This is a genomic window from Chitinophaga sp. G7 BAM 1005 (genome assembly GCF_057126945.1).
The window spans coordinates 7,293,669-7,314,288 of record NZ_CP181478.1; the positions used below are offsets into that span (position 1 = coordinate 7,293,669).

Here is a 20,620-nt window from a genome sequence, read left to right on the forward strand (position 1 = left end):
CGTCACCCCTTCTTGTTTTACCATCTTTCTTCATCATCGGGCAGGTCGTTTTGTTTGTAAGTGGCCCGGGAAGTTATCTTTTGCAGTTGTCTTTCTATAATGAGTGCAGCAATAGGCTTGTAAGGGTCTTCCCCTGTTACGGCGGCATCTTCCAGTATTCCTTTTACTTTTTTTTCCGCCACATCTGTGCGGTAAAGCAGGAATATAAACCGGGAGAAGTTTTCGCTGATCAGTTGCTGCAGTTTTTCCGCCAGTATTTCTTCCAGTAATTCATAACTAACATTCACGGGTACACTTATTTCGAAGTTGTCCCGTGTCCAGGCCGCTGTTTCCTGGAGATATTGCGCTGGCTGTGCGGTCATTATTTCATTTGTTTTATCTTGTAGGAGGCGTTGGTAACTACCTTCACCGGTACCTTCAGGTCGTGTTTTATACGTTTTGCTTTATCGGCTTTGTAGGTATAGTTACCGGACATATCAGTGTTTTGTACACAGATGCTGGGTAAGCCGCTGCTGCGGTTAATGAGGTAGTTGGAGGAGGTGGTACCACTAATCTCCGCGGTAGCTTTGATGCCATCATCCAGGGTGAGCATCTGTACTTTATCGGTATTGATTTTTGAGGTGCCGCCGATTTTTGCGGTTTGTGTGTCCCATGTCTGCAGGTTCCAGTAGAGGTCTATCCGGCCTATCAGGCCACCACGCAGCGGAACATTTTCCTCCCATTGTGTGCCGGTTTTAATACCATGTGCGGGGTACATGATCAGCAGTTGTTCCAGCCAGCTCTGGAAAGCATCTGTTCCGAACTGGTCTTTCATCAGTTTCCTGTAGGCTTCCTGTTCATCTTTTTTAAGGGTGCTGAAAGCGCTGGCGGCATTGTCCAGGATGGTTTCCAGTCCGTCTACCTTATTGATGATCCCCGTGGTTTGTATTTCCACGGTAAAGGGTTGGTCCAGCACTTTTTTCAGTCCTGCCTGGAAGGGTTCTTCCTGTTTGGTGACCTTTGCATCCACAAAGATGTTCTGATTTTTAGCGTTGAAATTGAATTTCAGATCTTTGTAACGGAAAGTGAGGATAGTTTTGCCTGGTTCCACGGAGGTTACCTCCATAGTAATGATATTGTTGTAATCGCGGGTGGTGCGTTGTACAATTTCATTCACCGTCATATAGGTTTCGCTTCTGCTTTTCTGTTCCAGTTCAAATAGCTCTCCTTTATTGAAGGTATAGTTCAGGGCTACATATTCCTGTGCTTTAACGGATAAAGACAGTGTTACTACCAATGCAATCAGTCCCAGGATTCTTTTCATTATCATTTTTTATTTTATCAAACATATTTTTCGATCACCCCGAGGCCAAACAAGGCGAAATCATATTTGGCAGGATCGTCAGGATCCAGTTTCTTCAACTGGTGTGTAAGGGCGGTGGCTGTTTTCCAGTCGGCCTTTGGCTCGGCAATGATTCCCAGCCTGGTGGCCACTCTGCTCACGTGTACATCCATCGGGCATACCAGTTGCGAAGGTGATATGTGCTGCCAGAGCCCAAAATCCACGCCATTTTCGTCATTTCTCACCATCCAGCGTAAATACATATTCAATCGCTTGCAGGCAGAGTTCTTTGCTGGTGTGGCGATGTGTTTAACTGTTCTTTCCGGATGCTCCAGTGCAAAAAACACTTTCCGGAATCCGATCAGTGCTTTTTCCACATTTTCATCCTGCGGGGTGATGTGGGCACTGAAGGCAAATTCCAGCGATGTTACATTAGTGTAATAATGCTGGAGAAACTCTACAAAATACAGCAGATCCAGACCGTTGAAAGTACGGTGGCAGAAGGAAAGTAATTTCATACGATCCCGAGGCTGATGATGACGGATGAAGTCATACGGCGAATCATCCATCATTTTCATTAGTTCCGTGCATTTGTTGATAATACTGGTGCGGTTTCCCCATGCCAGTACAGCAGCAAAAAGCCCGGCGATTTCGATATCCTGCAATACACTGAACCGGTGCGGTATGCTAATAGGATCATTAGCTATAAAGTCCGGGTGATTATAGTATGCTGCCTTGGCATCTAAAAACTCCCTTAATTTCTGGATCTTCATAAGTTTAATCACGTGTATTACCACAAGCCTTTTCACACCGGAATCTTCAATTCAGATGTGTAAAGGCGCTGGATATGGTTAGGATAAATATTTACGCTTCCCGGTAAAGATAATTTTTACCGCATAAGAATTAAAATCTATTACTTAGCCGATAGCTTTTGCAAGGTCTTCGGTAAGATCATCTGCATCCTCAATACCCACGCTCAGCCGGATCAGGGAGTCTGCGAGTCCGTTCTTCACTCTTTCCGCACGGGGAATGGAGGCGTGTGTCATGCTGGCGGGATGGCCTATCAGCGACTCTACTCCTCCCAGTGATTCTGCCAGGGCAAATAAATGGGTGTTGCTCAGGATCCGGTTAGCCGACTCTATGCTATCATCTTTCAATGTAAAGGACATCATTCCTCCGAAGCCTCTCATCTGCTGTTTGGCGATATCGTGATTAGGATGATCTGTAAATCCGGGCCAGTATACTTTATCTACTCTGGGGTGGTTGCGGAGGAAATTGGCTACTACTACGCCATTTTCACAATGGCGCTGCATGCGTACATGTAATGTTTTGATACCGCGGAGCACCAGGAAGCAATCCTGCGGACCGGGAACGCCGCCGCAACTGTTCTGGATAAAATACAGCTGTTTGGCGAGGTCTTCATTTTTTACAATCACTACGCCATGTACCACGTCGCTGTGGCCTCCGAGGTATTTGGTGGCCGAATGCAGCACAATATCAGCGCCCAGGTCCAGCGGATTCTGGAGGTAAGGCGATGCAAAGGTGTTATCTACACAAAGTATGACTTCACTTTTGCGGGCTATGGTGGCACAGGCCGCAATATCTATGATCTTTAAAAGCGGGTTGGTAGGTGTTTCCAGCCATATCATCCGGGTTTTGGGGCTAATATGGGCTTCTATATTCCGGGCATCAGACATATCGATGAAATTGAACCGGATACCAAAACGTTCAAACACTTTGGTAAAGATCCGGTAGGTGCCGCCGTAAAGGTCGTTGGTGGCAATTACTTCGTCGCCGGGACTCAGGAGTTTCATGACCGCGTCTGTAGCTGCCAGTCCGCTGCCGAAAGAAATGCCATGCGTACCGTTTTCAATGGCTGCCAATGCGTTCTGAAGGGCGTCGCGGGTAGGATTCTGCGTCCGGGCGTATTCATAGCCCTTATGCACTCCCGGCGCACTTTGTACGTAGGTAGATGTTTGAAAAATCGGCGTCATAATAGCGCCGGTAGACGGATCGGGAGCTACACCTGCGTGTATGAGTTTAGTACCCAGCTTCATGTCTTAAATAGTTTAAAATGATCAATTTCTGATGGTTTCCAAATATACTCCAGTTTTTGCGATTGGAGATTGGCCAATTGATGAAGGGCAAACTTGTCCATTTTAGCTTATATTAAAATATGATCGCATAAATTTCGACGCTTACGAACATTTTTATATCGTTCACCAATTAGCCACTAACGGATATGGATAAACCGGCTACATTTGTTTTAGGTTTTTCATAGGATATGGTTAAAATTCTTAAGGCGGTATTCTTACCGCTTTTTCTTTTTACAGCAACAACTGTGTAAACAGTTTTCAGATAAACGTTACCGGGGCGGAGTAAAAGCAGGAGAACACTGCTTTTACTCCGCCCCGGCGGCATTTTATAATGTAAGATTTATTTCTTTTTTGGAACAGTGGAACCCTCGTACCATTTAATAGGGAGGCTTACGCTTACTTTATCCCAGGCGATGATGAGGTTGGCGCCCGGATCAGCTTTTTCAAACGCCATTGTAAACGCTTCTGCCGGTGTATCCAGTGACAATACAGGGAGGGCAGTTCTTACCACATCCTTTTTCTGATTATATTTGAAGGCTCCCCATACGTCGGTGTCTTTGTTCAGAATGATGGTCCAGGTTTTTTCTGTTGGAATGGCGTAGAGGGTATAACGTCCTTTCGGGATGTTTTTACCGGCAACGATTACGGGCCGGAAGAACTCTATTTCCGTGGCCTCATTGGCGCCCAGGCGCCATATTTTGCCGTATTCTTCCAGGTTTCCGAAGATATCCCTTCCTTTGGTTTGCGGGCGGCTGTAAATTACTCTGGCTACCAGTGTTCCGGGTTCGCCCTTTACTTTTACAACATACGGATACATTACAGGGTAATAGGCCATGTCCATCGGGCTGGCATCAAGTGGAGGTAGTTTTTTATCCTGTGCTGCAACGCTTAAGCTGATTAAACCTGCTACAAAGGCAAAAAGGAGAACTTTTTTCATCATCCTGGAAAAGCTTTATTTCTTTTATAGATTATTGGTGGCAAACCTACTTTTTTTTAAGGAATCTTAAAAGCGTAGTTCTCTCATTTAACAAGCCGTTAGCGGTTTTCGGTTTGTAACAGTTCTTCCACATAAGTTTGCAGCTCAGGAAAGAAATCCTGGTAGCATTCTTTCAGGGCGGCATAGTGTTCCATAAACACGGCAAATACAATGTTGCCATCGGTTTCCAGGTACCTGGCGCGGCGGGCTACTCCCCTGATGGAGCTGGAAATTCCTTCTGTAGTATGGTAGTTATACAGCCAGTTGTACGCCTGCATATGTTCAAACATCTGCAAAAAAGCCGGCGGGAGCTGTTCTGCGCGTTGGTTAATCTGGCTATAAACGTAACGGGCAAACGAATACAGGGAATCGTTTGTAAAGCGCTCCGGGTCAACGGCCAGGAAATGATCATATACCAGGTCCGTGAACACACCGCTGTATAATCCACAGGACGGCCTGAAAAATTGTTTAGCCCTGCCCGTTACCGGATGTTGGTCAGTAAAGTTGTCGATAGCCCGGTGTATCCGGATGCCCTGCTGGATACCTTCTGTATAGACAGCCATATTTTTCCGGCCCTTTACAAAATCTGCAATGAGGTTACCGGTGATCAGTTCCGGCTGGCAAAAAGACAAGTAAGCATGGGCCAGGTGGTTCATCCTCTCAAGATACACATTTATGCAGCAATTGATAGTGACCGGTTAACCGCTAAAAAACCTTATCCATTTTAACAATTTCTTAACTCTCACCCAAGCAACATTGGCAGGTTGGCACCAACAAACAGGCTATGGCTGGTCTGTATAGCCGTATGTCCGCCACCGGTCAGGCGGACGTTCATTAACGGATAGCCCAACTAATCATGTGCCTCCATCAGTAAAGTATGCCTTGACCACTGGGCACTTCCGGGTGTAGCTTTGACTCATCGAAACAAAAAAAATTACAATCACCATAAATTTTTTCCGCCATGAAAAAACTTATTTTATTAGTCAGCGCAGCGCTTGTATTAAGTGCCAATGTGCTTTTCGCAAGCCCTTATGAAACTACTGTTAACAACAAGATCAACAGTACTTTCAATGAATCTTTCACCGGTGCTAAGGATGTAAAGTGGTACACGGATGATAACAAAACCTTTACCGCCAAGTTTACCATGAGTAACACAAAGGTGACCGCCTTCTTCAAGGAAGATGGTACCCTGCTGGCCACTTCCCGGTACCTGCAGGCAGAACAGCTGCCGCTGAAAGTACTCAGTAAACTGAATAAAAAGTATTCCAATACGAGCGTTTATTGTGTAGTGGAATATGCTTCTTCAGATAATGTGGTATATTTTGTAACACTGGAGAGTACTGATACCTGGACCATCATCAAAACCGATGCAGACGCCAATATGAAAGTATACAGCCGTCTGAAAAAAGCTTAGTTTTAGTAGTGTTAAAAATACAGGGCCCGGGGCATTTGCCCAGGGCCCTTTTGTTTTATCCCCACGCCCTTGCCCCTGCAAAAATTATCTTAACTTTGCCACCTGTTAAGGCTTTATTAGCCAGACTGTTAATGTATAAATGATTAAATGACATGAATAAGGGACCTGTTTCTCAATTTATCCAGCACCATTACCGCCACTTTAATGCAGCTGCATTGGTGGATGCTGCCAAAGGATATGAAACACATTTACTGGAAGGTGGTAAAATGATGGTGACGTTGGCCGGTGCGATGAGTACGGCTGAACTGGGCATTTCTTTCGCGGAAATGATCCGTCAGGGTAAAGTGGATATCATTTCCTGCACAGGCGCCAACCTGGAAGAAGATATCATGAACCTGGTAGCGCATACACACTATAAGAGGGTACCTAACTACCGTGATCTGAGCCCGCAGGAAGAATGGGATCTGCTGGAGCAGGGCTTTAACCGCGTAACAGATACCTGTATCCCGGAAGAAGAAGCTTTTCGCCGCATTCAGAAGCATATCTACAAAATATGGAAAGATGCTGAAGAAGCCGGTGAGCGCTATTTCCCGCACGAATTCATGTACAAGCTCCTGCTGAGCGGTGTGATGAAAGAACACTACGAAATTGATCCAAAAAACAGCTGGATGATTGCAGCTGCCGAAAGAAATATTCCTATCATCGTTCCGGGATGGGAAGACAGTACAATGGGTAACATCTTTGCTTCCTACTGCATCAAGGGCGATCTGAAAACGTCTACCATGAAAAGCGGTATTGAATACATGATCTACCTGTCTGAATGGTACCGTAACAATTCCGCTGGTAAAGGCGTTGGCTTTTTCCAGATTGGTGGCGGTATTGCGGGCGACTTCCCGATTTGTGTGGTACCGATGATGTACCAGGATCTGGAATGGACAGATGTACCTTTCTGGGGTTATTTCTGCCAGATATCCGACTCTACTACTTCTTATGGTTCGTACTCCGGCGCAGTGCCTAATGAGAAAATTACCTGGGGTAAACTGGATATCAATACACCCAAGTTTATCGTAGAATCAGATGCTACCATTGTGGCGCCGCTGATGTTTGCGTACATCCTGGGATGGTAATTAACATTGACTGTATTTATATAGAAGAGCAGCGGGGATATTATCTCCGCTGTTTTTTTATGAGATGAATAACTCACCGGCTATTCCGTCTGCAAACAGGCGACCAGCTTTTGTTAACCGCAACGTTTCCCCTACCCGCTCTATACGGCCCATTGTAATATACGGTTCACTGTGTGCCAGTAAATGAATGGTATGATCTGTTCCGAATTTCTCTGTCACCCATTCCAGGTTACATCCCGCGGAGGTCCGGAGGGAGGTCATGATGTATTCGTTGAACTGCATCGCAGTAGTGAGCGACTCTATTTCAAAAGGAACCGTATCTGCCGCAATGCTTTTTATGTATTGGGCGTTGTTGGCGATGTTCCATTGCCGTGATGTGCCGTTAAACGAGTGGGCCGACGGGCCCAGCCCGAGATAGGGTTTGCCCTGCCAATAGCTGCTGTTATGCCGGGAATGCCACCCCAGTAAAGCGAAATTGGAGATTTCGTAATGTTCGTAGCCGGCTGCTCCCAGCCATTCCATCAGCATTTCAAAATGCTGTGCTGCTTTGTCCGGGTCGGTGGCGGCCATTTTCTTTTTCTTTATAAAGTGATCCAGCGCCGTTCCCGGTTCTACGGTGAGCGCATAGCACGATAAATGCGGAACGCCCAGTGCAATGGCCTGCTTCACATTTTGTTCCCAGCCTTCATTGGTGAGCGTGGGCCCTCCGTAAATAAGGTCGATGGTGATATTCTGAAACCCGAGATCCTGCGCCTGTTTGATACAATCCAGTGCCTGCCGGCTGTTGTGCGCGCGGTTCATCCAGGTAAGGTCTTCTTCATGAAACGACTGTACGCCTATGCTCAGGCGGTTGATGCCGGCGGCTTTCAGCTGCACCAGTTTTTCGGCCGTAAGGTCGTCGGGGTTGGCCTCCAGGGTAATTTCCGCATCCGCTGCTACCGCAAACGTGGCGCGCAGATGCGACAGGAGGGCAGTGAGTTCCTGCTCCTTCAGCAGGCTGGGAGTACCGCCGCCAAAGTAAATGGTATGTACCGGCTCCTGTGCGAGGTAATCTTTTTGCAGGGTGATTTCCTGCCGGATGCTATTCACCATTGCCTCCTGCTGTAACAGCGAGGTGGAAAAGTGGAAATTGCAGTAGTAGCAGGCCTGCTTGCAAAAAGGAATATGTAAATAAATTCCGGCCATAACGTTTTATAATTGTTTACCCGTATTGACCGCAAAGATACCTTCTTCCCTTTACTACACTCCGGTCAACTATGGACTATTTTAATATCTTTGCGATATCATAATTACGTTTCCTTTTTGTTATGTGGGCAGGACGTTGTTAATTGCCGTTGATTCCTTTGTGTGGGAAACGGGTTATTGAAAAACCGATTTAAAGTCATTGCAAAATATTTTCCTGGTGCGAAACTGGTTACTGCTGTTATTCATTTTAGGTTATTTGCCCGTTTTGGCACAAACAACAGATTCCGCTGCGGTGCCGCCGGCAGTAAATAAAAAGCCGGTGATGCCCCGTACAGCTGCAGATTCATCGCGTCCGAAGGCGCGTACCGCTCCATTGCCGGCGGTAGCGCGGGTGAAAAAGGATACCACAAAGCTGCTGAAGGACACGGCAAATCTGAAAACAGATAGCCTGGCATTGGCAGCAACGCCTAAAGTAAAGCCGGTATCGGCATATGATCTTTACCTGAAGAAGATATCGCAGGAAAACGTCTTCCTGAAACCCGGTAAACCGCGGTTTGCAGATACCAACCCGATAAGGCCCTACCGTAATATGGACTGGCTTATTTACCTGATGGCGGGGGTATTGCTGGTGCTGAGCGTGATCCGGCTGGCTTACCGGAAATATTTCTCGGATCTGTTCCGGGCATTCCTGAATCCTACGTTGAGCCAGCGGCAGTTAAAGGACCAGTTGTCGCAATCGCCTTTCCCTAACATGTTGCTGAATATTTTCTTTGCTATTGCGCTGGGGCTGTATTTTTACCTGGTGTTGTACCGTCAGCAGGTATTTCCACAGGCGGAGCCCTGGTTGCTGATACCTGGTTTAATAATGATGGTGGCTGTGGTGTATGGTTTTAAATATATTATGCTGCGTTTTTGTGGCTGGTTATTCGGGAATTCTGAGCTGGCGGATGCTTATATTTTTATTCTTTACCTGATCAACAAGATTTTGGGGGTGTTACTGGTGCCGTTCCTGGTGATAATTGCCTTCTGTAAGCCCGAAATAGCCCGCACTTTCCTATATATATCTTTGTTTTTTATTGTATTACTCATTATCTACCGGTATATTAGATCTTATTCACTGGTTAGACAGTACCTATCTTTCAGTAAATTGCATTTTTTTCTTTACCTTTGCGCATTCGAAGTAGCGCCTGTTTTAATATTAACCAAGGTGCTGCAGAATATCTGGTTAACTGGTAATCCCTGATTATCGCCTATTGTTAACACAAGAGCAAAAAACGTATGATAAAAGGCGGGCCAAAAAAAGATTTGCAAGGAAAACAAATTCAGTCAATCCTAATTTCTCAACCTAAGCCTGAAACAGAAAAGTCACCCTACTTTGATCTGGCCAGGAAATTCAATATAAAATTGGATTTTTATCCGTTCATAAGGGTGGAAGGTTTGCCAGCGAAGGAGTTCAGAAAACAGAAAATCGACATTCTCAGCTTTACGGCGGTGATTTTCACCAGTCGTAACTCGGTAGACCACTTTTTCCGGATTTGTGAGGAAATGAAGATTAAGGTGTCACAGGACTGCAAATACTTTTGTATTACGGAAGCAGTTGCGTTGTATCTGCAGAAATTCATTCTTTATCGAAAGCGGAAGGTATTTTACGGAGCAGATGGTTCTACCAAAGGAGTGCTGGAGGTAATGAACAAACACCGGGATAATGAGAAATTCCTTTTCCCGAGTTCCGATAGCCAGAAGAAAGATATTGAAGAATGGCTGAAAGCAAACAAGTGCGACTATGCTACCGCTACCCTTTACAAAACCGTTTCTACAGATGTAAAGGAAATATTGGCTGCTACTGCTTATGACATGATCGTGTTTTTCAGTCCCTCCGGCGTAAAATCGCTGTTTGAGAATATGCCTGAATTTGTGCAGAATGGGACGCATATCGGCGCCTTCGGTCCTACTACTTCCGCTGCTGTGGAAGAAGCAGGGTTAAGACTGGATGTAAAGGCACCACTTCCACAGGCGCCTTCTATGGCAGCTGCGCTGGAGCAGTACCTGACTACATTAATACAGAAATAAGCATTTTTTCTGCGATAAAACTGGACAGGGATGGCATTACGCCATCCCTGTTTTTTGGCTGCTATGATTGTGCAGGGGCCGGTTTCAAAATATTTCTTTGTAATCCTGAAAAAATAAATTTCTTTGTAGAAGAAATAGAAGATCAATCATTATTTATCGTGTAGGGGGAATCCATGAATAAGCTTATCAGTGAAACCAGTCCATACCTGCTGCAGCATGCGCATAATCCTGTAAACTGGTATCCGTGGGGAGAAGAGGCCCTGCAACGTGCGTTGCAGGAGGATAAGCCTATATTGGTAAGTATCGGATATGCGGCTTGTCACTGGTGCCATGTAATGGAGCGGGAAAGTTTTGAGCAGGAAGCTACGGCGGCCATCATGAATGAACATTTCATAAATATTAAGATAGACCGGGAGGAAAGACCCGATCTGGATCATATTTACATGGATGCTGTACAGGCTATGACCGGCGCTGGCGGCTGGCCGCTGAACGTTTTTCTTACGCCGGATAAAAAACCTTTTTACGGAGGCACTTATTTTCCACCGGTAAAGGCATACAGCCGCCCTTCCTGGACGGATGTATTGTTGTCGCTCGCCGATGCATTCAGGCATAAGCGGGAAGAGATTGAATCACAGGCAGATAACCTGGTGCAGCATATACAGCAGTCGGCTCAGATTGGGCAGCAGGCTGGTTTGCATCTCAATATTCCCTTTGAAGAATTATTTACAAAAGCGCAGTGTGATACCATCTGCGAAAATATACTGAAGCAGGCCGACACCCGCTGGGGTGGTTTTGGCCGGGCGCCGAAGTTTCCGCAAACCTTTACCATTGCTTACCTGCTGAGGTATCATCATGTGTATCAACATCCCGAAGCGCTGCAACAGGCGTTGTTGTCACTCGATAAAATGTTGCAGGGCGGGCTTTATGATCAGCTCGGAGGTGGTTTTGCCCGGTATTCCACCGATGAAAAATGGCTGGCGCCTCATTTTGAGAAGATGCTGTATGACAATGCCCTGCTCATTGATGTGTTGTGCGATGCTTACCAGCTGACACACAACGGGGTATACGCCCAAACGATCAGGGATACGATGGACTTTATGACCCGTGAAATGACTTCTCCCGAAGGCGGCTTTTATGCAGCCCTGGACGCGGATTCCGAAGGTGTGGAAGGGAAATTTTATACCTGGAGCAAGGCAGAAATCCATCATATCCTGGGGGAACAGGCGAAGCCTTTCTGCGAGTATTATGATGTAACGGATCACGGAAACTGGGAGGAACAGAATATTTTATGGGTACAGCAGCCACTGTTGGCCTTTGCGGCGGAGAAGGGATACGATATGGATATTTTGGGCGCCATGTTAAAGGGTTGCCGGGAAAAGCTGCTGGCAGTAAGGGCTAACCGTATCCGGCCGGGGTTGGACGATAAGATACTGCTGGGGTGGAATGCCATGATGGTACATGCCTGCTGTAGAGCTTATGCGGCATTGGGTGTACCGGCTTACAGGGAGATGGCAGTTCGCAATATGGATTTTTGTCTGGCCAATTTCCGCCAGGCCGCTGCTGGTAGTGCCTTTTATCATACATGGAAACAAGACCAGGCAAAGTATCCGGCGTTCCTGGATGATTATGCGTGTTTGATCCGTGCACTGATAGCGTTGCAGGAAATTACCGGTGACACGCGGTATTTATATGAGGCGCGTGATATTACCGCGTTTGTGATAGCTCATTTCAGTGATGAAGCCGGGCAGTTCTTTTATTACACCATTGAGGGTCAGAACGATGTGATTGTACGGAAGAAGGAGATCTACGACGGGGCGGTGCCCAGTGGCAATGCGGTAATGATGCAGAACCTTTGGTACCTTTCTGTTGTTTTTGATCAGAAGGAATGGGCAAACCGTTGTGTGGAAGCCGTTTCCAGCCTGTCGCAAACGATAGTCAGATACCCTACTTCCTTTGGCGTGTGGGGGAGCCAGTTATTACAGCTGGTAAAGGGTACCCCCGAACTGGCCATTGTTGGAAAAGATTTCAGGGAAAGAATGGACGAAGCGGGAAAATGGTTTATTCCGTACAGGATTCTTGTCGGCGCAGAAAAAAATATTCCGGCGATTCCGCTGTTAACCGAGCGGGAGCGGGGAAATGACACTTTGGTGTATTTATGTAAAGATTATCATTGCATTAAGCCCGTATATTATATACGAGAAATTATTAATTTAATATAATAATTATGTAACTTGCCGCTTGTAAGGGAGGCTGTTGATTCAATAAATGTTATTACGTTTATATAATAAAATGTTAAAAGGCGCGTTTAAACTAGTTACGGAACGGATGTAAGGCGAATTGAAAAAGTTGGATAAAAAGTCACTACGGATTAAAATTAATTATTACATTTGCTATCTTTCATATAAACAAAGCGGGTGAAAAAATGAGAAATGTGTTCCCTTGTATACAGGCAAATCACACCAGGCTGGTTAATAGAAAAAACATATTCTGATGAAAGCTACCCTTATGAAGCTTAACTATGTAAAAGGTCTGTTGGCAGTTTTGCTGGTTTCCCTGCTGGCCAGCTGTGGCGGTAGTAAAACCCCTAAAAATGCACAAGGGCAATTGATCGGCGTAAGTCCGAGACCGAAGTACTCTCCCCCTGTACCGTATGGGATGGTATACGTACCAGCCGGAACTTTTCACATGGGTCCCAGTGATGAGGACGTAAACTATGCATACACTGCGCGTAACAAGTCGATTTCTATTTCCGGTTTCTATATGGATGCTACGGAAATTACGAATAACGAGTACCGTCAGTTTGTGAATTGGGTACAGGACTCTATTGCACACATTTTGCTGGGTCATGTAAAATCTGATGACGGTCATGATGTGATTGACTGGAAGCAGAAGATTGTCTGGAAAGACAAAGCGACCATTGAGAAGCTGGATGCGATGGTGTATACCGAAGCAGACCGGTTATATGGCCGCAAGGATATTGACGTGGGTAAACTGATTTACCACCAGGAAACCTTTAACTGGGATAAGGCAAAGCTGAGAGAGAATTTCGGCAAGCCGCGTTCTACTTTTATTGTAAAGAAAGATGTGCCCATTTATCCGGATACATTGTGCTGGATCAGGGATTTCTCATACGCCTACAACGAGCCGATGACACGTATGTACTTCTGGCACCCGGCGTTTGATAACTATCCGGTAGTAGGTGTAAACTGGCACCAGGCAACTGCTTTCTGCGAGTGGAGAAGTAAGTTCTGGGAAGACTACCGCGCCAGCAAGAAGCTGTTTACGGAAGATAAATTCCAGTTACCTTCTGAAGCACAGTGGGAATATGCTGCCCGTGGCGGAAGAGAACAAACGCCTTATCCGTGGGGCGGTTACTACATCCGTAACAAAAAGGGATGTTTGCTGGCTAACTTCAAACCGGGCCGTGGTAATTACCCGGAAGATGGCGGTTTTTATACGGTTCGCGCAGACGCTTACTGGCCTAATGATTATGGTTTATATAATATGTCCGGTAACGTTGCGGAATGGACAGCAGATATCTTTTACGAAAATGCCTATTCTTTCACATCAGATATGAACCCATATCTGAGAATGGATGTACCGGATGATGCACCATTAAAGATGAAGCGTAAAGCAATCAGAGGTGGTTCATGGAAAGATGTAGGATATTTCCTTCAAACTGGTACCAGAACATATGAGTATCAGGACAGTTCGAAATCCTATGTTGGTTTCAGATGTACCATTGCCCTGAGCAGACGAGTAAAGCACAGATAGGATAATCAAAATCAGTAATAGCCTGTATTTATTAACACCAAAGAAACCTTTGAGTATGTACACTATTATGAGTAAATCAGTGAGAATTAACTATTCCATACAGACTTTAACTAACATTTTAACCAGTAAATTTTAACCTATGGCTATGAATCCTAACAAAGCTAAATGGCTGAACTTTTTCGTATGTATTGCGGCTTCTGTGGTAATCGTAGGAGCATTGTTCAAATTACAGCACTGGCGCGGAGCTGACATCGCTTTGATCCTGGGTCTGAGCGTTGAAGCGCTGATCTTTTTCGTATACGCTTTTGTACCTGATACCGACGCACATACCGACGGCCAGGTGGTAGCAGTAGCAGGAAGCCCAGCTGTAGCCGGTTTGGACAAAATGCTCCAGGAAGCAGACATTACACCTGCTAACCTGCAGCGCTTAAGCGAAAACTTCCAGAAACTGGGTACTACCGTTGACAAGATGAGAGACATCAGCGATGTAGTGGCAGCTACCGGAGACTACACACAGAAAACAAGAGAAGCTGCCAGCGCTATTGGTAATGTAGCAAATGCCTACACTACTGCCGCTGCTGCCGTATCTTCTTTCAACAGTGCATCAGAGTCTACTAAAGATTTCCATGTACAGATGCAGGGCATGACTAAAAATCTGGCTTCCCTCAATGCTATCTATGAACTGGAACTCCAGGACACCAACAACCACCTGAAAGCAATGAATTCATTCTACAGCAACCTGCAGAATGCTTCCAGTGCTATGAGTGGCAGCATTGAAGATGCCAAGAAAACACAGGAACAAATTTCCCTGCTCGCTAAAAACCTCAGCAACCTGAACTCAATTTATGGTAATATGCTGAGCGCTATGCACGGAGGAAGATAAGGTAACGCTAATAGTTTCTGAATTAACACATATCAATTAAATCTGAAAACAAACTATGGCACTACCTAAAGATCCTAGGCAGAAGATGATCAACATCATGTACCTGGTCTTGACGGCCATGCTGGCGTTGAACGTCTCTGCTGAAATATTGAACGCTTTTAGTATCGTAAATAATTCAATCAATACTTCAAATAAATCCTTAGCTGACAAGAATGACTTCATCTACAAACAATTTGATGCACAGATGAAGGATAATGCGGAAAAAACAGCACCTCTCAGAGCAAAAGCCCAGCAGGTGAAACAAATATCCGCCAGCATGTATGAGTACGTGGAGTCCTTAAAGAAAACCATCATCACAGAAAGCGGTGGCCTGGACGAACATGGCGAAATCAAGGATAAAGCCGGCCTGGATGCTCCTACAAGAGTAATGGAGAATATGAAGAAAGGTCCTGAACTGGAAGCTAAATTGAAAGATTTGCGTAACCAATTGCTCTCTTTCGTTGATCCTAAAAAGAAAGATCAGTTCACAAAAACTTTACCACTGAAAATTGAAGTAGGTAAATCAAATGATGAGCATGGCGGCGGTCCTAAATCATGGACTACCTACCACTTCAACATGGTACCTACTATCGCTGCAGTAACCATCCTGGGTAAATTCCAGAATGATATCAAAAACTCTGAGTCTGCCATTATCGATGACCTGTTCCGTCAGATTGATGCGAATACCTTCAAATTCGATAAAGTAAGACCTTTTATCTCCCTGAATTCCAAAAACCTGATGGAAGGACAATCCTTAACTGCCAACATCGCAGTGGGTGCTTACAGCACTACGGTTAATCCGACTATTGTTGTAAATGGTACTACCATTGAAGCACATGAAGGTTTAGGAGTATACACTGTTCCTGTTTCCGGCATTGGTGAAAAAACACTTACCGGGTCAATTACCTTACCTAGCCCAACTGGTGGCGCTCCTGAATCCTATTCCTTTACCGAAACTTATAATGTAGGTGCTTCTGCTACCTCCATCTCCGCAGATAAAATGAACGTGCTGTATATCGGCCTGCAGAATCCTATCTCGATTTCTGCTGCTGGTGTACCTGCCGAACAGGTGTCTGCTTCTATATCAGGTGGTAATATGACCAAACGCGCTTCCGGCGAATACCTCGTAACTGTTAGCCAGCCAGGTAAAGCAGTGATTAACGTAGTTGCTAACATCGATGGCAAAACGAAATCACTCGGCCAGAAGGAATTCCGTGTAAAACGTGTTCCGGATCCGGTGTTGAAAGTGGGAGTTAATAAAGGCGGCAGCATGAAAGCAGCTGACTTTAAAGTACAGGGTGGCTTACGTGCCGACCTTGAAGATTTTGAATTTGAAGGCGTGAAATATGAAGTAATCGGTTACCGTGTAGGTATCTCTGCAAAAGGCAAAGAATACCAGGAAGGCGATGCTACTTCTGCTTATTTCCCAGGAAACGTAGCTGCATCCATCCGTTCACTGCGCCCAGGCGATGAAGTTTTCTTTGAAAACGTAAAAGTGAAAGGCCCGGATAATGTGGTTCGTTCCATGCCGAGTACTATATTTAAATTAAACTAACGGTCCATTAATTACTGAATTATGCGAGCAGTAATATTTAACAGAATTGGTTGGTGCACTCTTTTGCTGGTAATGCTGGCAACAGCTGCTGATGCGCAACGCCGCGGTGGTACAACACGCCGCAGAACTGCTACTACAGCAACACCACAGGATAGCGTAGTAAACCCGGCTACCGGGAATGCTGTAACGCCTCCTCCTCCTTCTTCTGCTCCTCCTGCTTCTCTGCGTACGGATGGGATATCAGCCCCGCTGGTAGACACTCCACGCAAATCACTGCGAGTGGATGGTGTGGTGGAAAGAAACCTTGCCAGAGAACGTACACCAATTGCCTACGACTACATCCGTGAGGATGACCGGTTCTGGGAAAAACGTGTATGGCAGGTAATCGATATCAGGGAAAAGATCAACCTCCCCTTCCAATACAACGTGGAAGATGAGTCTGGTACCAATCAACTGTTCATCAATATTTTGCTCGACGCTATCAAGAATAAAGAGATCGAAGCTTTCAACGCGATCGACGACCGCTTTACCACTGTAATGCCCTACTCCGAAATACAAACTAAACTCGCAGGGGAAGAAAGAACCGTACGCAGTATAGACCCGGTAACCGGCGAAGAAAAAATGGTGACTACCCGCGACGACTTTGATGCACGTACCATTAAACAGTACAAAATAAAAGAAGTCTGGGTATTCGACAAAGAAGCTTCCGCCCTCAAAGTTCGCATACTGGGTATAGCTCCTATGGTATCCCGTATAAATGAAGATGGCAGCGTACGCGCATCCATCCCTTTATTCTGGGTGTATTATCCGGACTGCCGCGCTATCCTGGCCAAACACGATGTGTATAACCAGAATAACGATGCATCCACTATCAGCTGGGAAGACCTTTTTGAAATGCGCTTCTTTGGCAGCTACATAGTAAAGGAAAACAATACCTACAACCGCGAGATCAAAGACTACATTAAAGACGGTACCATGCGCCTCCTGGAAGGACAAGCCATTCACGACCGTATCTTTAATAAGGAGCAGGACCTCTGGCAGTATTAATCAAATAATGATCACCGATCAATACGGGAAGGCAATCAGTTATGCTGATTGCCTTTCTTTTTTTATCTTTCCGTATGTCCCTTCAGCTGCTGCATAAAACCATTTTCCAGATCATGCCCCTCCCGGATGCCGTATGGGAGGCACTGGCAGCCTGCTGGCATCCGGTACAGTTTAAACGCAGGGAAGTGATGACCGCCGCCAGGGAAATAGAAAAGTATCTCTACTTCGTAACTGCCGGCGTACAGCGTGTGTTTTCCCTGGAAGGCGACAAGGAATCCACGCTTGTATTTACCTACACTGGCTCTTTCTCTGGGGTACTGGATTCTTTCCAGCTTCAACAACCGTCGCCGTGGTACCTGGAAACCCTCACGCACAGCGAATTCCTGCGGATGTCATACGCCGACTTTAACCGGCTTACCCTGCAATATCCTGTCATAGAAAGATGGGCCCGCCTCGGAACTGCTGCCGCGTTGGCCGGAGTATTGGAAAGGCATAAAGAATTACTGTCTTTCACCGCAGAACAAAAATTCAGGAAACTGCTTACCCGCAGCCCTCATGTATTACAGCTGATCCCGCATAAATACCTCGCCTCCTACCTGGGGATCGATCCCGCCACCTTCAGCAAATTATTAAGTACCGTGAAATTATAAAATGTTGATCTGCACAAAGATTTTTTACCCCTAACCCGCCTAGTTTTGTATTAAATCATACACACAACATGAATCGTGTAAATAGTGATGAACTGCTGCAGGAACTGCGGAGAAAAAATGTGGTCCTGCAGTACAAAGCAGAAAGCCGTTTCGGCGGACAACCAGATGCCGTTTTACAACATACGCCCGGTCCTGGCCAGTGGAGTGCCGTACAATGCCTGGAGCATCTGAATACTTACAGCCGGTTTTATTTGCCGGCCCTGGACCATGCTATTACCCGTGGGGAACACCATAACAGCCGGCCTGCTCCCCTCTTCCGCAGCAGCTGGATGGGCGCATGGTTTACCCGTCTCATGGAACCTGGAACAGATGGCAGGTTGCGTTCCCGCATGAAATCGCCCAAAGGACACCTGCCATCCGTTCAGCCGGATGTGGCCTCCGTGTTGCGGGAGTTCATTCAGCAACAGGAACGGATGGAAGATTTATTACTGCGTGCGGAAAAAGTAAATATCCAACAGCTGAAAGTACCTACTTCCCTGTCGCGTTTTATAAAGTTATCAGCCGGCGATACATTTTGTTTTTTAACCGCACATATTCGTCGCCATATACTACAGGCGGAACGGGCTATCAGCAGTATACAGCAGGCAGAAAAGGTCGTATAGCCGTTAATGTTAAGCTTCTTCTTTATGGAAGTGAGCCCAGATCAGTTTTGCTTTGGCGGCGCCTACTTCTTTTACCAGGTCTTCCTGTGTGAGCAGTTTGATTTTGGCTACAGAGCGGAACGTTTTCAATAGTTGGGTCGCCGTATTTTCACCGATGCCTTTGATACTTTCCAATTCATTTTTAAAGGTGCCTTTGCTTCTCTTCTGACGGTGGAAGGTAATACCAAAACGGTGTACTTCATCCCGTACTCGGCGGATGAGTTTCAGGCTTTCGCTGTTATAGGGCAGTTTGATACTTTCGGAATCTCCCGGGAAAAATATTTCTTCTTCATTTTTAGCAAGGCCTACTACGGTCATACTGCCTATGAGGTTTAGCTCCCGGATGCTCTCCATTGCGGAGCCCAGCTGGCCTTTACCACCGTCGATGATCACCAGCTGAGGGAGGGGTTGCTGCTCTGCAAGCAGGCGGTTATACCGCCTGAAAACGACTTCCTTCATAGAAGCAAAGTCGTTGATCCCTTCCACCGTTTTAATATTGAAGTGCCGGTAATCTTTATTGGAAGCAACGCCGTTTTTAAACACTACGCAGGCAGCTACCGGGTAACTGCCCTGGAAGTTGGAGTTATCAAAGCATTCGATGTGTTCCGGTAATACCGGCAGTTCCAGGTCGGCCTGCAATTGGTATAGCACCTGTTTCCGCTCTATGTCCGACTTGCCTTCCAGGTGCAGGATCTTCTTACGGTATAATTCTTCTTTGAAATAATTCACATTCTTTTCAGACAATTCCAGCAGCTTCTTTTTATCGCCCCCTTTTGGAACGGTAACGGTAACATTGCTTTCAGGATATACTAACGGAAACGGTACTACGATTTCTGAGTTGATACTTTTAAATACTTCCCGGAGGTAGGCAATAGCGTAAGCCAGTACTTCCTCGTCGCTTTCTTCCAGTTGTTTTTCCAGCGTTACGGTTTTAGTATCCGCAATGGTGCCGTTCATAATGCGCAGATAGTTTACATAGGCATGATTGCCTTCGCTGATAATAGAAAACACATCCACATTACCCATGCGGGTGTTTACGATAGTGGATTTGGCGGAGTAGTCTTCCAGGCTTTCTATTTTTTTCCGCATGATTTCCGCTTTCTCAAATTCCATCTTCGACACATGCTCCAGCATTTGTTCTTTGAACAGATTTACTACCGGGGTAAGATTACCTTTTAACACGTTCTTTACCTGCTGTAGTCCTTCGCGGTAGTCTTCCTGTGTTTGCAGTCCTTCACAGGGGCCTTTGCAGTTACCCAGGTGATATTCCAGGCATACTTTGAATTTCCCCTTCCGGATGTTTTCTTCTGATAGGTTCAGGTTACAGGTACGGAGGGGGATATTGTATTTGATCACATCCAGTATTTCCCTTACCCGCCCCACGGAAGTGAACGGTCCCAGGTAATCGGATCCGTCTTTTACAACGTTGCGGGTGAAAAATACCCGTGGAAAAGACTCATGTTTGATAACAATATAAGGATAGGTTTTATCATCTTTCAGATTGATATTATACCTGGGCTTGAATTGTTTGATGAGGGAATTTTCCAGCAGGAAAGCATCCTGCTCAGAGTCAACGATGGTGAACTCAATATGGTGGATATGTTCAACCAGTTTGCGGGTTTTATAGTTGTCATGATTTTTTACAAAATAGGAACTCACCCTTTTGCGCAAACTTTTGGCTTTCCCTACATACAGAAGGGTGCCTGCTTCATCGTAGTATTTGTAGATACCGGCATCTCCCGGTATGGTATGTGATATTTGCTGAAACTCCGCTCCTGTCAT

General features: G+C 45.8%; 19 protein-coding genes. 11 read left to right on the top strand and 8 right to left on the bottom strand.

All coding sequences use genetic code 11. The annotated features are described in order from the left end of the window. Positions 1-17: 17 nt before the first annotated feature. The 6 genes from ACMXI2_RS29550 to ACMXI2_RS29575 form a co-directional block, all read right to left on the bottom strand. On the bottom strand, positions 18-362 hold the full coding sequence (locus ACMXI2_RS29550) for a hypothetical protein (RefSeq protein ID WP_483779455.1): 345 nt from the start codon (positions 360-362) through the stop codon (positions 18-20). Beyond that, positions 362-1,303 (bottom strand): DUF6263 family protein, encoded by a 942-nt coding sequence (locus ACMXI2_RS29555; RefSeq protein ID WP_483779456.1) that lies wholly within the window; start codon positions 1,301-1,303, stop codon positions 362-364. The genes ACMXI2_RS29550 and ACMXI2_RS29555 overlap by 1 nt, the downstream gene beginning before the upstream one ends. A gap of 17 nt (positions 1,304-1,320) precedes the next feature. Continuing rightward, positions 1,321-2,094 (bottom strand): TIGR02757 family protein, encoded by a 774-nt coding sequence (locus tag ACMXI2_RS29560; protein ID WP_483779457.1) that lies wholly within the window; start codon positions 2,092-2,094, stop codon positions 1,321-1,323. Between the two features lie 144 nt (positions 2,095-2,238). Continuing rightward, positions 2,239-3,378: a cystathionine gamma-synthase gene (locus ACMXI2_RS29565; protein ID WP_483779458.1), complete on the bottom strand. Its 1,140-nt coding sequence runs from the start codon at positions 3,376-3,378 to the stop codon at positions 2,239-2,241. Positions 3,379-3,757: 379 nt separating this feature from the next. Next, entirely contained in the window at positions 3,758-4,357 is a 600-nt protein-coding gene (locus ACMXI2_RS29570; protein WP_483779459.1) for a DUF2911 domain-containing protein, read from the bottom strand. Between the two features lie 95 nt (positions 4,358-4,452). After that, positions 4,453-5,049 (bottom strand): acyl carrier protein phosphodiesterase, encoded by a 597-nt coding sequence (locus ACMXI2_RS29575; protein ID WP_483779460.1) that lies wholly within the window; start codon positions 5,047-5,049, stop codon positions 4,453-4,455. 305 nt (positions 5,050-5,354) lie between these two features. Here ACMXI2_RS29575 and ACMXI2_RS29580 point away from each other — a divergent pair, with 305 nt between their 5' ends. Both ACMXI2_RS29580 and ACMXI2_RS29585 read left to right on the top strand, forming a co-directional pair. Next, positions 5,355-5,807 carry a hypothetical protein gene (locus tag ACMXI2_RS29580; RefSeq protein ID WP_483779461.1) on the top strand — a complete coding sequence of 151 codons (453 nt, stop codon included), beginning with the start codon at positions 5,355-5,357 and terminating at the stop codon, positions 5,805-5,807. Positions 5,808-5,959: 152 nt separating this feature from the next. Continuing rightward, positions 5,960-6,934 (top strand): deoxyhypusine synthase family protein, encoded by a 975-nt coding sequence (locus ACMXI2_RS29585; RefSeq protein ID WP_079469911.1) that lies wholly within the window; start codon positions 5,960-5,962, stop codon positions 6,932-6,934. A gap of 57 nt (positions 6,935-6,991) precedes the next feature. Here ACMXI2_RS29585 and hemW read toward each other — a convergent pair whose 3' ends face one another. Continuing rightward, positions 6,992-8,119 (bottom strand): radical SAM family heme chaperone HemW, encoded by a 1,128-nt coding sequence (hemW, locus tag ACMXI2_RS29590; RefSeq protein WP_483779462.1) that lies wholly within the window; start codon positions 8,117-8,119, stop codon positions 6,992-6,994. A 217-nt stretch (positions 8,120-8,336) separates the two neighbouring features. On the opposite strand from hemW, the gene ACMXI2_RS29595 reads away from it, so the two are divergent. The 9 genes from ACMXI2_RS29595 to ACMXI2_RS29635 all read left to right on the top strand — a co-directional run bounded on the left by ACMXI2_RS29595 (position 8,337) and on the right by ACMXI2_RS29635 (position 18,799). Next, positions 8,337-9,362, top strand: a complete 1,026-nt coding sequence (locus ACMXI2_RS29595) for a DUF4271 domain-containing protein (RefSeq protein ID WP_483779463.1) — start codon at positions 8,337-8,339, stop codon at positions 9,360-9,362. Between the two features lie 35 nt (positions 9,363-9,397). Then, complete coding sequence (locus tag ACMXI2_RS29600) at positions 9,398-10,189, top strand: uroporphyrinogen-III synthase (RefSeq protein WP_483779464.1); 792 nt, start codon at positions 9,398-9,400, stop codon at positions 10,187-10,189. Between the two features lie 173 nt (positions 10,190-10,362). Continuing rightward, complete coding sequence (locus tag ACMXI2_RS29605) at positions 10,363-12,408, top strand: thioredoxin domain-containing protein (RefSeq protein WP_483779465.1); 2,046 nt, start codon at positions 10,363-10,365, stop codon at positions 12,406-12,408. Positions 12,409-12,679: 271 nt separating this feature from the next. Beyond that, positions 12,680-13,963, top strand: coding sequence for a T9SS ring complex lipoprotein PorK/GldK (gene porK, locus ACMXI2_RS29610; RefSeq protein WP_227024431.1), 1,284 nt, complete (start codon positions 12,680-12,682; stop codon positions 13,961-13,963). Between the two features lie 139 nt (positions 13,964-14,102). Next, complete coding sequence (gene porL, locus ACMXI2_RS29615) at positions 14,103-14,846, top strand: type IX secretion system motor protein PorL/GldL (protein WP_483779466.1); 744 nt, start codon at positions 14,103-14,105, stop codon at positions 14,844-14,846. Between the two features lie 55 nt (positions 14,847-14,901). Next, a complete protein-coding gene (porM, locus tag ACMXI2_RS29620; RefSeq protein WP_483779467.1) occupies positions 14,902-16,440 on the top strand; it encodes a type IX secretion system motor protein PorM/GldM in 1,539 nt (512 codons plus the stop codon). 21 nt (positions 16,441-16,461) lie between these two features. Next, on the top strand, positions 16,462-17,487 hold the full coding sequence (gene porN / locus ACMXI2_RS29625) for a type IX secretion system ring subunit PorN/GldN (RefSeq protein WP_483779468.1): 1,026 nt from the start codon (positions 16,462-16,464) through the stop codon (positions 17,485-17,487). A 74-nt stretch (positions 17,488-17,561) separates the two neighbouring features. After that, on the top strand, positions 17,562-18,137 hold the full coding sequence (locus tag ACMXI2_RS29630) for a Crp/Fnr family transcriptional regulator (protein ID WP_483779469.1): 576 nt from the start codon (positions 17,562-17,564) through the stop codon (positions 18,135-18,137). 68 nt (positions 18,138-18,205) lie between these two features. Further along, the gene (locus ACMXI2_RS29635; RefSeq protein ID WP_483779470.1) at positions 18,206-18,799 is read left to right on the top strand and encodes a DinB family protein; all 594 of its coding nucleotides are present in this window, start codon (positions 18,206-18,208) and stop codon (positions 18,797-18,799) included. A 9-nt stretch (positions 18,800-18,808) separates the two neighbouring features. Here the strand turns inward: ACMXI2_RS29635 and uvrC are convergent, their stop codons facing one another. After that, the gene (uvrC, locus tag ACMXI2_RS29640) at positions 18,809-20,620 is read right to left on the bottom strand and encodes an excinuclease ABC subunit UvrC (protein WP_483779471.1); all 1,812 of its coding nucleotides are present in this window, start codon (positions 20,618-20,620) and stop codon (positions 18,809-18,811) included.